The organism is Flavobacterium daemonense (assembly GCF_007341385.1).
Classification (GTDB): domain Bacteria; phylum Bacteroidota; class Bacteroidia; order Flavobacteriales; family Flavobacteriaceae; genus Flavobacterium; species Flavobacterium daemonense.
The window spans coordinates 165653-179852 of record NZ_VJYD01000002.1 but is presented as its reverse complement, the minus strand read 5'-3'; the positions used below and the strand labels follow the sequence as shown (position 1 = coordinate 179852).

General features: G+C 34.6%; 8 protein-coding genes. 4 read left to right on the top strand and 4 right to left on the bottom strand.

Annotation, left to right across the window (positions count from 1 at the left end; translation table 11 throughout):
- The first annotated feature begins 137 nt into the window (after positions 1-137).
- Both FND99_RS03075 and FND99_RS03070 read left to right on the top strand, forming a co-directional pair.
- The gene (locus FND99_RS03075; protein ID WP_144336530.1) at positions 138-1772 is read left to right on the top strand and encodes a S8 family peptidase; all 1635 of its coding nucleotides are present in this window, start codon (positions 138-140) and stop codon (positions 1770-1772) included.
- A gap of 62 nt (positions 1773-1834) precedes the next feature.
- On the top strand, positions 1835-3715 hold the full coding sequence (locus tag FND99_RS03070) for a M1 family metallopeptidase (RefSeq protein WP_144336529.1): 1881 nt from the start codon (positions 1835-1837) through the stop codon (positions 3713-3715).
- Between the two features lie 85 nt (positions 3716-3800).
- Here the strand turns inward: FND99_RS03070 and FND99_RS03065 are convergent, their stop codons facing one another.
- A complete protein-coding gene (locus FND99_RS03065) occupies positions 3801-4997 on the bottom strand; it encodes a DUF418 domain-containing protein (protein ID WP_144336528.1) in 1197 nt (398 codons plus the stop codon).
- A 172-nt stretch (positions 4998-5169) separates the two neighbouring features.
- Complete coding sequence (locus FND99_RS03060) at positions 5170-6108, bottom strand: L-threonine 3-dehydrogenase (protein WP_144336527.1); 939 nt, start codon at positions 6106-6108, stop codon at positions 5170-5172.
- 347 nt (positions 6109-6455) lie between these two features.
- Between FND99_RS03060 and FND99_RS03055 the strand changes: the two genes are divergently transcribed.
- Together FND99_RS03055 and mfd are read left to right on the top strand one after the other, a co-directional pair.
- Entirely contained in the window at positions 6456-7064 is a 609-nt protein-coding gene (locus tag FND99_RS03055) for a hypothetical protein (protein WP_144336526.1), read from the top strand.
- Complete coding sequence (gene mfd, locus FND99_RS03050; RefSeq protein ID WP_144336525.1) at positions 7057-10422, top strand: transcription-repair coupling factor; 3366 nt, start codon at positions 7057-7059, stop codon at positions 10420-10422. The genes FND99_RS03055 and mfd overlap by 8 nt, the downstream gene beginning before the upstream one ends.
- A 90-nt stretch (positions 10423-10512) precedes the next feature.
- Here mfd and FND99_RS03045 read toward each other — a convergent pair whose 3' ends face one another.
- Positions 10513-11844 (bottom strand): IPT/TIG domain-containing protein, encoded by a 1332-nt coding sequence (locus tag FND99_RS03045; RefSeq protein WP_144336524.1) that lies wholly within the window; start codon positions 11842-11844, stop codon positions 10513-10515.
- Positions 11845-11994: 150 nt separating this feature from the next.
- On the bottom strand, positions 11995-14175 hold the full coding sequence (locus FND99_RS03040) for a glycoside hydrolase family 97 protein (protein WP_246074161.1): 2181 nt from the start codon (positions 14173-14175) through the stop codon (positions 11995-11997).
- Between the last annotated feature and the right edge of the window lie 25 nt (positions 14176-14200).

The following is a 14200-nucleotide window of genomic DNA, read 5'->3' as shown; positions in this document are numbered from 1 at the left end:
AGATTGTTCATGCTAGTTTTTTTAGTTTACTTAAAGTAAATTTAAATAATCATAACACAGTGTTAATCGTTAGTTTTTTGTAACAAAAAGTCATAATTTAGGCGCATCTTTTAACTTTGACATTAAATTAAGATAACATGAGTTATACTAAACCTATTAAATTATCTGCTTTTGCTTTATTAGTTTTGGCAGGCTGCGGAACAACTTTACAGGCACAATCTTCTGCTTCTAAAGAATTTATTAAAGCACCATTGGCAGTTGTTAAAAAGGCGCCAGTTACTGAAAATGAATTGAAGAGATGGAGTCATCTTGATTTAATAAAAGATTCTATTCCGGGAATGAGTGTCGATAGGGCTTACGCCGAATTACTGCAAGGCAAAACGGGTCAAAAAGTAATTGTAGGAATTGTAGATTCTGGTATTGATATCGAGCACGAAGATTTGCAGGGAAAAATCTGGACAAACCCAAAAGAAATTCCTGGAAATGGAATAGACGATGATAAAAACGGTTTTGTTGATGATATTCACGGGTGGAATTTTCTTGGAAATGCTGTTCATGAAAATCTTGAATTGACGCGTATAGTCAAAAAAGGCGATGATGGTTCAGCTCAATATAAAGAAGCTCTAAAACAATATAATGAGAAATATGAGGAGGCTTTAAAAAACAAGGAACAAGTTGATTTTTTAATGGACGTTCATAAAACGATTCAAACTGCGCTTAATAAAAAAACGTATAAAATCGAGGATTTAAGCACTTTAACATCTACAGATCCAAAAGTGGCGAGATCAAAAATGGTCATGACGCAAGTTTTTACAAATGCAGGTCCGACTTTTGATCCTGAAGCTGATTTCGAAGAATACAGAGAGCAAGTTTACGATGAAATCGATTATAATTTAAACAAAGAGTACGACGGAAGAAAAGTCGTAGGCGACAATCCTGATGATATCAAAAACAATCATTACGGAAACAATGTTGTTTATGGTCCAGATAAAGAAAAAGCACTTCACGGAACTCACGTTGCCGGAATTATTGCGCAAGTTCGTGGTAATAATTTAGGCGGAGACGGCGTCGCAAACAATGTTGAAATCTTGACTGTAAGAGCAGTGCCGGATGGAGATGAGTATGATAAAGATATTGCATTGGCAATTCGTTATGCGGTTGACAACGGAGCAAAAGTAATCAACGGAAGTTTTGGAAAAAGCTTCTCACCGCACAAGGACTGGGTTTATGATGCACTAGCATATGCAGCAAAAAAAGATGTTTTGATTGTTCATGCAGCTGGAAATGACGGATATAATATTGATGAAACGAAAAACATCAATTATCCAAATGATTCTAAAGACAACGTAAAAGAATTTACAAATAATGTGATCACTATTGGCGCAATCAACAAAGAATATGGCGAAAATGTAGTGGCAAAATTCTCAAATTTCGGAAAAATAAATGTTGATGTTTTTGCTCCGGGAGAAGAGATTTATGCAACAGTTCCAAATAATAAATACAAATATTTGCAAGGAACTTCAATGGCGGCGCCAAATGCAGCTGGAGTTGCGGCATTGATTCGTTCTTATTATCCAAAATTAAAAGCAGTGCAGGTTAAGCAAATTTTAATGGATTCTGGAGTTGCGCTTCCTTCAAAAGTAGTTTTAGGAGAAGATGAAAATTCAATTCAAGCACCTAAAGCAGTTTCATCTGTAGAATCTTCAAAAACTGCTAAAATGGTAAATGCTTACAACGCTTTGCTTATGGCCGAAAAAATGTCAAAAAAATAATCAAATAAAATACACTAATCCGGTGGAAGGGCGGCAGCCCTTCCATTTTTATTAAAATAACCATGCGAAAAATAATACTATTATCCTTTTTGAGTTTGGGCTTAAACTCAGCATTTGCGCAAAGCGCGCCGTATTGGCAGCAACACGTCGATTACAAGATGGACGTATCGATGGATGTAAAAACCTATCAATACAAAGGAAAACAAGAATTAGTTTACACTAACAATTCTCCTGATACTTTAAAAAAGGTTTTCTATCATTTATATCCAAATGCATTTCAACCAGGAAGTGAAATGGATGCTCGTCTGCATTCAATTAAAGATCCAGATGCAAGAATGGTGAATAAAATTAAGGATGCAGATGGAAAAGAAATCAAGCAGAGTCGAATTGAAACTTTAAAACCAAACGAAATTGGTTTCTTAAAAGTGACAAATTTCAAACAAGACGGTGTTGCAGCGCAAACAAGACTTTCATCTACAATATTAGAAGTTACTTTGGCTAAACCAATTTTGCCAAATTCAAAAACTACTTTTACATTAGATTTTGAAGGACAAGTTCCAGTTCAAATTCGTCGTTCTGGAAGAAATAATAAAGAAGGAGTTGAACTTTCGATGTCGCAATGGTATCCAAAATTAGCCGAATTTGATTTTGAAGGATGGCACGCAGATCCGTATATCGCAAGAGAATTCCACGGAGTTTGGGGTAATTTTGATGTAAATATTACGATTGATAAAGAATATACAATTGGTGGTTCAGGATATTTGCAGGATAAAAATTCAATTGGACACGGTTACGAAGATGCTGGCGTAACAGTTGTTTATCCTAAAAAAGCAAAAACATTGACATGGCATTTCATCGCGCCAAATGTTCATGATTTTACTTGGGCTGCTGATAAAGCATACGCGCACGATGTTGTAAAAGGACCAAATGATGTTGATTTGCATTTCTTCTACAAAAATGACGAAAAAACAACTGCAAACTGGAAACAGCTAGAGCCTTTAATGGTAAAAGTGATGGATTATTACAATCACAGAGTTGGGCAATATCCGTACAAACAATATTCATTTATTCAAGGTGGCGACGGCGGAATGGAATATGCAATGTGTACTTTGATGCTTGGAAGCGGAACTCTTGAAGGAATTTTAGGAACTGCTACACATGAATTAGGACACTCTTGGTTCCAACATATTTTGGCTTCAAATGAATCTAAACATCCTTGGATGGACGAAGGTTTTACAACCTATATTGAAGACAGCGCTTTGAATGAATTAAAAGGCGATAAAAAAGAAGCAAATCCGTTTAAAGGAAATTATGCCGCTTATTACAGCTTAGTAAATTCTGGAAAAGAACAGCCACAAACGACGCACGGAGATCGTTATGACGAAAATCGTCCTTACAGTATTTCATCTTATGTAAAAGGAAGTATTTTCCTTTCGCAATTGGAATATGTAATTGGAAAAGAAAATGTTGATAAAACATTGCACAGGTATTTCAACGATTTCAAATTCAAGCATCCAACTCCAAACGATATCAAAAGATCAGCAGAGAGAGTTTCTGGAGCTGAATTAGATTGGTATTTAGTGGACTGGGCACAAACAGCAAATACAATTGATTACGGAATTAAAGACGTTGCTGATAATTCAGGAAAAACGACAGTTACTTTAGAAAGAATTGGAAGAATGCCAATGCCAATTGACTTAAAAGTAGATTATACTGACGGAACTTCTGAAACGTTCTACATTCCGTTAAGAATGATGAATTTCATCAAACCAAACCCAAATCCAAACGAGAAAAGAACAGTTCTTGAAGATTGGGCTTGGGCACAGTCAAACTATAGTTTTTCAATTGAGAAAAATAAAACTGCAATCAAAAAAATCACTATCGATCCAAGCGGATTAATGGCTGATGTAAAACAAACAAATAACGTTTTTGAAGTGAAGTAAATCTCTCTTTTAGACATAAAAAAAGCCCTTAAATTTAGTTTTAAGGGCTTTTCTTTTATAATCAAGTTTATTTCATTTCTAGTTTTTATACCATTTTTATATCTGCAATAACCTCTGGTTGTGCTTTTTTAAACGGAACCCATTCTCTGTAACTAGCAGATCTCCATAACCATTCAATTGGTCCATAATTGTATTTTGAAAGCCACCATTTGCTAATGAATAATTGAATTATAAAGACAGAAATAGCAAGGAAAAAGTAAAACCAATAAGGCATTGAATCTGCAATTCCGAATCCGATTCCAGAGAAAATAATACCTGCCAATATATTTTGAGTCATATAATTGGTCAATGTCATTTTTCCGCCTGCGCTAAAATAGCTGAAAACCGTTTTTAATTTGCCATTGATATACAAAAGACAAATTCCAGTTGATATAAAAATCATCGTGCTTAATACCAGCCAGTAAAGCGGGTGGAAGATTTTTAGAAATTCGACCTTGTATATTATTATGATATTAAATGCAATTCCGATAATGACGGCCAATGTAAAACTAACAACACAGATACTTTTTAGAAGGCTTTTTAATTCTCTTAAGCGATTGAAAAAGTTTAGCTTTTGAAGTAAAAATCCAAATAGCATACAACCCAACATTACATAATGAGCAGTAATGGCATAACCAGGAACAATAATTTGTTCGTAAAATGAAGCTAATAAGTTAAATCTAAAAAAGTCAATCCAATTTCCAGAATGATATAGTTTTAGATATTCAGGATTTGATGCAATTACAGAATGCTCAATCTTAATACCATTTACATAAGCCATTACAAAAGGAACTGTAAGTACAATGACACCAGAAATAATAGCTAAAGTTTTGGCAGAACATCTATAAAAAAGTAATAATACAAGTCCTAAAAAGGCATAATCTTTTAAAATGTCTCCCAGCCAAAAAGCAGAATTAATAAAAGCCAAAATAAAAAGCAAAAACATTCGCCAAGCAAAAAAAGCGATAGGATTTTTTCCTTTAGAGGCAACATTGTTAATTAAAATTGCAAATCCGAAGCCAAATAAAAGAGTTAATAATGTCCAAGATTTTGCCGCAAATAAATAACGGTTAATGTATAGAAGAATTTCAGAGAAAGTACTATGTTTAATTTTTTTCTCTATACCGATATAAAGGAAATCTAAATAATTTCCAATTGCTACGCCCAATATTGCCCAGCCCCGAAGTATGTCGACAATTGCAGTTCTTTTGCTCTGCTCGACAGGATGATAAGAATTTGTCATTTGATTGATGATTTTGTTGTGATTTGATTGATGATTTTGGAATAAACTTGATTAATGTTTAAACGCAATCAAAAGTACATAAATTATACAATCAGTATTTTTTTCTTACAATAATATTCATAAAAAAAAGCGTGTTATAGAATAACACGCTTTAAAATTTTATTATTTCAGGTTATGACAAATGTTCAATCATATCTTTAGTCATTGTTTCTAAATCAAATTTATGATTCCATCCCCAGTCTTCTCTTGCAGAAGAATCATCAATACTTGCTGGCCAGCTGTCCGCAATTTTTTGGCGGAAATCTGGATTGTAAGTAATTTCAAAATCTGGAATATGTTTTTTGATTTCGGCAGCAATTTCTGTTGGTGTAAAACTCATCGCCGCTAAATTGTATGATGAGTGAATTTTGATTTCTTCAACAGGTGCTTTCATGATATTGATTGTAGCGTCAATCGCGTCATCCATATACATCATCGGCATTTTAGTTTCTGATGATAAAAAGCATTCGTATTTTTTATCGGCAATAGCCTTATAAAAAATATCGACTGCATAATCTGTCGTTCCGCCACCAGGAGGAGTTGACCAGCTGATTAAGCCCGGATAACGGATACTGCGAACATCAACACCATAAATATTATGGTAATATTCACACCATCTTTCGCCTGCTTGTTTACTGATTCCGTAAACGGTTGAAGGTTCCATTACGGTATATTGCGGGGTGTTTTCTTTAGGAGTTGTTGGTCCAAAAACAGCGATGCTTGAAGGCCAGAAGATTTTTTGTATTTTTTTGGCTTTAGCCAAATTTAAAACGTGAAATAGCGAATTCATATTCAAATCCCAAGCAAAAGCAGGATTTTTTTCGGCGGTTGCAGACAAAAGTGCCGCCATCAAATAAATATCAGTAATTTTATGTACTTCTACCAAATGTTCGATTTGATTAAAATCTAAAGCATTGACCACTTCAAAAGGTCCTGAATTGACAACGTCAGTATTTAATTTTCGAATATCAGAAGCGATTACATTTTCGGTTCCGTATAATTTACGCAGCTTTTGCGTCAGCTCTGTTCCAATTTGTCCACAGGCACCAATGATCAATATTTTTGGATTCATTTCTTTGAAGATTTTAGAGACACAAATATAACGTTTTCGTAATTACATAAGCTTTTTTGAATCATAAATTATAAATTCAATAACGAAAAAGTTTGTTTATTGGATTATTCTCTTTTCCAAGGGTGTGTCTTTGTGCCTAGAAGAGTGTGCTCATGTGCCTTTCAAAAATCATCCCTAAAAATCATTTTTATTGATGATAAGCGTTAAAAAAAAGTATCTTGATTTGTGGCTCTGAATGCTAATAGAAATGACAAAAACAACAACCTTGATTTATAGAATCTTTAGCAAAAAACGATCTTCGAAATTGTAAATTTACTTCGTAACTTTGCCACTTAATGTTTTATCAGATGAAATATAAAATATCTCTTTTTTTGCTTTTAGTTTTTGTACTGCATTCATGTCAAAATGAAAATGAAAAACGTCTTGCCGAACAAGAAAAAATGGCTAAAAAGAATGAGAAAATCTTCAATAATATTAATAAAGCCTGGATTTTTATTGATGAGCCAATAAATGATGTTGCAGAGAAAAATGCAGGTACTTGGACAGAATGGCGTGAATTTTTAAAAGAAATTGGCGATAAACCGAGACGAACAATTACAGCATTTCAAAAAAAGTCAAAAGCGATTTCAAAAAAAGCGATGGCTTTGAACAATAATATTCCGGCCGAATTTAATCAGCCAGCAATTAAAAGCCGAATCTCAATTTTGATTACCAAAGTCAAAATGATGGATTTATTTATCAATCTGAGTACTGTTCCAGATGATAAAGTAACTTTTTTGATTGGCGAAATCAACAAAGAAATTATTTCGCTAGAAAGACAAATGGATAAAATTGTTGAAAAAAGCAAAATTCCAAAAGAGCAGGGAGAAGAAGATTTCCTTAGAATGTTAGACACAACGCGCGCGATCCCGAATTCGGCAACGCCATTAGATCCAAATTTACCAAAAGTTGAGTAAAAACGCATTATATACTACATATGATAATCTGCCCAAAGCCGAGCAGATTGCTAAAAGTTTACTGGAAGGAAATCAAGTAAAAATGAATATCAGCGGATTGTTGGGATCTGCTGTTTCTTTTATAATTCGTTCTGTTTTCAAGAAAACTGAGCTGCCTTTTTTGATTGTTTTAGACAACAAGGAAGAAGCGGCGTATTACTTGAACGATTTGGAGCAAATGATTGGCGAGCAGGACGTATTGTTTTATCCTGCGTCATTTCGTCGTCCGTATCAAATTGATGAAACAGATAACGCGAATGTTTTACTTCGCGCTGAGGTTTTAAATAGAATCAATTCTCGTAAAAAACCGGCCGTAATTGTTACCTATCCTGAAGCGCTTTTTGAAAAAGTTGTAACAAGAAGAGAACTTGACAAAAACACTTTAAAAGTCGCTTTGAACGATAAAATTTCAATTGATTTTATTAACGAAGTTTTATTTGAATACGAATTCAAAAGAGTCGATTTTATTACAGAACCCGGAGAATTTTCGGTTCGTGGTGGAATTGTCGATGTTTTTTCTTTTTCAAATGATCATCCGTACCGAATTGAGTTTTTTGGAAACGAAGTCGACAGCATCAGAACTTTTGATGTTGAGACACAATTGTCTGTCGAAACACATAAAAAAATCACAATTATCCCGAATGTTGAAAACAAACTTTTTCAGGAAAATCGTGAAAGTTTCTTAGATTATATTGCAGAAAAAACAGTTCTTTTTATTCAAAATACCGAAGGGCTTTTTAGTCAGCTGGACAAACAATTTGCAAGAGCAGAAGAAGCTTTTGAGAAACTTTCGGGAGAAATAAAACATGCAACGCCGGAACAATTGTTTTTAAATCAGGCGTCATTTATAAAAAGATCTTTGGATTTTTCAGTTGTAGAATTGGCTTCAAGACCAGTTTATAAAACAACTAAGAAATTCGAATTTCATATTCAGCCACAACCGTCGTTCAATAAACAATTTGATTTATTGTTGAATAATTTAAGCGAAAATCATTTTAACGGATATATAAATTATCTGTTTTGTTCGAATGACACTCAGGCAAAACGTTTTCATGATATTTTTGAAAGTTTAGACGAAGCTAATTCAGAGAATATCCGTAAACAATATCATACTATTGTATTACCTTTATATCAAGGGTTTATTGATGAAGAAAATCAGATAACGGCGTATACCGATCATCAGATTTTTGAGCGTTATCATAAATTCAACATTAAAAATGGTTATTCGAAAAAGCAGAATATTACGCTAAAAGAATTGACCGCACTTTCTGTTGGTGATTATGTAACGCATATCGATCACGGAATTGGAAAATTTGGCGGATTACAGAAAATTCAGGTTGAAGGCAAAACGCAGGAAGCCATAAAATTGGTTTATGCCGATAATGATATTGTGTATGTAAGCATTCACTCGCTTCATAAAATTTCGAAATACAACGGAAAAGACGGAACGCCTCCAAAAATCTATAAACTTGGTTCGAATGCTTGGAAGGTTTTAAAACAGAAAACCAAAGCGCGCGTTAAACATATTGCATTCAATTTGATTCAGCTTTATGCAAAACGACGTTTAGAGAAAGGTTTTCAATTTGCGCCTGACAGTTATCTTCAAAATGAATTGGAAAGTTCGTTTATTTACGAAGATACGCCAGACCAAATGAAATCGACGGCAGAAGTAAAAGCCGATATGGAAAGCGATCGCCCAATGGACCGTTTGGTTTGTGGTGATGTTGGTTTTGGAAAAACGGAAGTTGCGATTCGTGCAGCTTTTAAAGCGGTTGATAATAGTAAACAAGTGGCTGTTTTAGTTCCCACGACTATTTTGGCGTACCAACATTTCAGAACTTTTTCAGAACGTTTGAAAGATATGCCGGTTACAATTGGCTACTTAAACCGATTCAGAACTGCAAAACAAAAAACGCAAACCTTAAAAGATTTAGCCGAAGGAAAACTCGATATCGTAATTGGAACGCACCAATTAGTAAATAAAAATGTCGTTTTTAAAGACTTAGGTTTATTGATTGTTGATGAGGAACAAAAGTTTGGAGTAAACGTAAAAGATAAATTAAAAACCATTGCAGCAAATGTTGATACGTTGACATTGACCGCAACGCCAATTCCGAGAACGCTTCAGTTTTCATTGATGGCAGCGCGAGATTTATCGGTGATTACAACACCTCCGCCAAATCGTTATCCAATTGAAACGAATGTGGTTGGTTTTAATGAAGAAATTATTCGGGATGCGATTTCGTATGAAATTCAGCGTAACGGACAGGTTTTCTTTATCAATAACCGAATTGAAAATATAAAAGAAGTGGCCGGAATGATTCAGCGTTTGGTTCCAAATGCAAGAGTCGGAATTGGTCACGGACAAATGGACGGCGCCAAACTTGAAGAATTGATGTTAGGTTTCATGAACGGAGATTTTGATGTTTTGGTAGCAACTACAATCATCGAAAGTGGATTGGACGTTCCAAATGCCAATACGATTTTCATCAACAATGCGAATAATTTTGGATTATCAGATTTGCACCAAATGCGTGGGCGTGTTGGTCGAAGCAATAAAAAAGCTTTCTGTTATTTTATTTGTCCGCCGTATTCGTCAATGACTGAAGATGCGAGAAAACGTATTCAAGCGTTGGAACAATTCAGCGAATTGGGAAGCGGTTTCAACATTGCGATGAAAGATCTTGAAATTCGTGGTGCAGGAGATTTATTAGGTGGTGAACAAAGCGGTTTCATTAATGAAATTGGTTTTGATACGTACCAAAAAATCATGAACGAAGCGATTGAAGAATTGAAAGAAAACGAATTCAAAGATTTGTATCCGGAAGAAAATGATATCGATACCAAAGAATATGTAAAAGATATTCAGATCGACGCCGATTTCGAATTATTATTTCCGGATGAATACATCAATAACGTTTCTGAACGTTTGGTTTTATACAACGAATTAGGCGCCATAAAAGATGAAGCCGGATTACAGGAATTTGAAAGAAAACTTATTGACCGTTTCGGGCCATTGCCAAAACAAGCAGTTTCTTTATTGAACAGTATCCGAATAAAATGGATTGCAACGAAAGTCGGAATTGAGAAATTAGTTTTAAAACAAGGCAAAATGATTGGTTATTTCGTATCCGATCAACAGTCAGATTATTACCAATCGGTGAAGTTTAGAAACGTCTTGAATTTTGTTCAAAAACATAGCAATATCTGCAAAATGAAAGAAAAACAAACCGTTAATGGATTACGTTTGTTATTGACTTTTGAAAATGTGAAGTCGATAAAACGTGCTTTGGAATTGATGGAGTTGTTTGAGGAGTAAAAAAGAATAGCCACGAATTCACGAATTTATTTTAAGCAGATTTTCAAAAATAATTCGTGAATTCGTGGCAAAAAAAATACCGTTTTATAATTATTCCAGTTTTAGGTAATGCAATCCTTTGTTTCCAGAAACTATGATTTTGGATTTTGAAAAAGAAATATCATTTACAACTGAACCAGTTGGTAATTCTAATTCTAATTCCCATGAAGTACCTGAATTTTTAGTTACGTACAATTTATCGCCAGATTGAATATACCATTGTGTTTCTGATCTAAGAAAAAAAGCTGTTACATCTGTTTTTATGACATTCCAAGTTTGTAGCATGTCTGTAGAGGCAACTAAAGTTTTATCAGTTCTAGTCATTGTAAATATTTTGTTGATGTTTACAAACTTGTAATAAGAAGAATTTTTTGAATCGAAATTTGATATAGTGTCTTTAACAATCCAATTATCATATCCTGTTTCAGATTGTAAAACAACGTTCTTATAATTATTAGAGCCGTACTTTTTGGGGTCATAAAGTATTCCAAGTTGATAAAATTTATTATCAGATACTGATTTTCCATAAGCAGAAGCTCCTAATCTACTAGAAACGCCTCCGCCTGCAGTGATCTTTGCAGCCCAGGCTGGAGGGTCATTTTTAACAATAGTAGCCCCTTTGTCTTTTGTATAGATTTGACCACTCAGCAATGTTGTAAGAATACAAATGTTATCATCAAAATAGCCAACTTTTAAGCCGTTAATGGCTGGACTAAAGGCAATAGTAACAGCAATTGTTTTTTTTGTTTCAAAGCCATTGTCCGTAAAAAAACCTGCACCAGTATTTGTTAATACTCCAGTTTTTTCATCAATCATTTTAAAGTCGCCGTAACTACCCGACTGAGGTATATAGGCTGAAGCATAACCAGTAGATTTTGGTTCTAATTTTTTTGGAGCTCCCCAAAAACTATTATCATTAGCGTCATTGTCTGCAAACGAAAATATAGTTTTACTGTTGTCAAAAACAGTAGAAGATTGAATGTCTAAATTTCCTAAAGTAGTTAATTTATTCCATCCTTTTGCCATTGCGTAAAAACCAAATAGTGTACTGTTAACACCTTGAATTTGTACTCGTACAGTGTTTTCTCCAGATTTGATATTTGGGCTGGATAGTATAACCTTGGTATCTGTGATTTCTTTTGGCGTTACTTCGATTTCATTCACAAAAACTTTAGTTGGATAATTTTTATTAGTAAAGTTAGTTCCTGTAACCTCTAAATTCTCCCCAGCTGTTATCAATTCAGGAGTAGTCGCTGTGATTGATATCGGTAGAGGCGCAACAACTACAGGAGGTTCTGGTTTTTTCTCGGTTTCGTCGCTTGAGCAGGAAACAAATAGACTGCCGACAAAAAACATCGGAATTAAAAGTAATTTTCTTTTCATTATTTAGGAATTAGATTTTCTCCTGTAAAAAAATGAAATTATATGGAGGAATCTATACGGTAAACCTCATTTATGGCTTATTTTTCTGTATGAAAAATGGCGCACGAAAATTTCATGCGCCATTTTTACTTACTACTAACTAACCAAATTTTATAGTTTCTTTAATCCTTTTAATTCAGAAGAATTTGCTTCTTTAATACTAATTGCAACACCTCCGCCTGGAGCTAAGTATTGTTTCAATTTGGTTTTTGAGTTTACGATAAACTTAGTAACCGTATATTTCTGTGGGTTTTCCTTCCAGTTCGCTTCTTTCGCATCAGCATAAATCGTAGCAATGAAACTTTTTCCTGCAGGTAAATAATCAAAAGAAATATTGGCAGTTCTTGAGTTTTCATCTGTAATTCCGCCAAGGAACCATTCGTTTTTGCCTTTTGCTTTTCGGGCAATTGTGATATAATCTCCCGGTTCTGCTTCTAGAATATAACTGTTGTCCCAATCTACAGCAACGTCTTTAATGAACTGAAATGCATCTGGAAAACGTTCGTAATTTCCTGGAATATCAGCGGCCATTTGCAACGGGCTGTACATCGTTACGTAATAAGCCAATTGTTTTACCAAAGTTGTATTCACACGTTGTGTACTTCCTGTTCCGTAATACGAAAGATCAGTTTGGAAAATCCCTGGCGTGTAATCCATTGGTCCGCCCATTAATCTTGTAAAAGGTAAAATAGTAGTATGATCTGGCGCTAAACCTCCCATCGATTCAAATTCTGTTCCGCGAGCGGATTCTTGTGCAATCCAGTTCGGGAAAGTTCTGTTTAAACCCGTTGGACGAACTGCTTCGTGGCTGTCAATCATAATTTTATAATCGGCGGCACGTTTGGCAACGTTGATGTAATGATTCACCATCCATTGTCCGTCATGGTGTTCGCCACGCGGAATAATTTTTCCAACATAACCTGTTTTTACAGCATCATATCCATTATCATTCATATACTCAAAAGCACGATCCAAACGTCTTTCATAATTAGTTGCAGATCCTGAAGTTTCGTGGTGCATGATAATTTTCACGCCTTTTGAAGCTGCATATTCGTGAACCGCTTTTACATCAAAATCTGGGTAAGGCGTAACGTAATCAAAAACCTCTTCTTTCCAGTTTCCAATCCAGTCTTCCCAGCCAATATTCCAACCTTCGATCAAGATGGCATCGAAACCATTTTTAGACGCAAAATCAATATATTCTTTGGCGCGTTCTGTTGTGGCTCCGTGTTTTCCGTTTGGAGTTAGTTTTGTGAAATCATCCGTCAGTTTTACATTGTTTTCTTTTCCGAAAGCCCAAGTGCTTCTTCCGGCAACAAAATATTCCCACCAAATTCCGATAAATTTTACTGGTTTGATCCAAGAAACATCTTTGTAGCTTGTAGGTTCGTTCAGATTCAGAATTAATTTTGAAGCTAAAATATCAGTTGCTTTGTCGCTTACTACAATTGTTCTCCAAGGAGTTTGCGCATCAGTTTGCATATAACCTTTTGCTCCCAATGCATCAGGCGCTAAATGACTCATCATTTTGTTGGTCTTAGCATCGACTTCAAGATACATTGCTGGATAATTGATTAATCCCGCTTCGTGAATGTTGATGTACAAACCATCATCTGATTTCATCATAGATGGAGTCTGAACAGACAATTCTTTTAAAGGACATTGTGCATTGATTTCAATAGTCGCTTTTTTCATCAGCGAAGGAATCTCTGAAATCTTTGACGTTGTGTAGGCATATTCATTGGTATCATAATCTCCCGGAATCCAGAAAATTTTATGATTTCCAGCCAATTGAAATTCGGTGCGTTCTTCTTTAATTACAAAATAACTCAAGTCGTTTTGCTTCGGAAATTCATATCGAAATCCTAAGCCATCATTGAATAAACGAAAACGGATTCTAATAAATCTGTTGTTATTTTTTGGCTGAGCCAAAGTGACAACCAATTCGTTATAATGATTTCGAATCGTTTTTTCTTCGCCTAAAACCGGATACCAGTTTTCGTCAAAAGTTGATTGTGCTGTATTTGAAACCGTAAAACCATCCATAAACGAGTTCATATTTTGAAGTTCTAACCCTAAAGAACTTGGTTTTATGACCGGTTTTTGTTTGTATGTTAATTGATAAGATGGAATTCCGCCGTCTTTTAATTCAAATTTTAAAGAAAGATTTTTGTCTGGCGAAGTTATTTCTTGTGCTTGAAGCCAAAATGTGCTTGCAAATACAAAAAATAAAAGCGCAGTTTTTTTGCCCCAATAAATTTGGAGCATGATTTTTTTGGATTGAAAATTCATGTTATTTGGTTTTGTGCAAATCTAG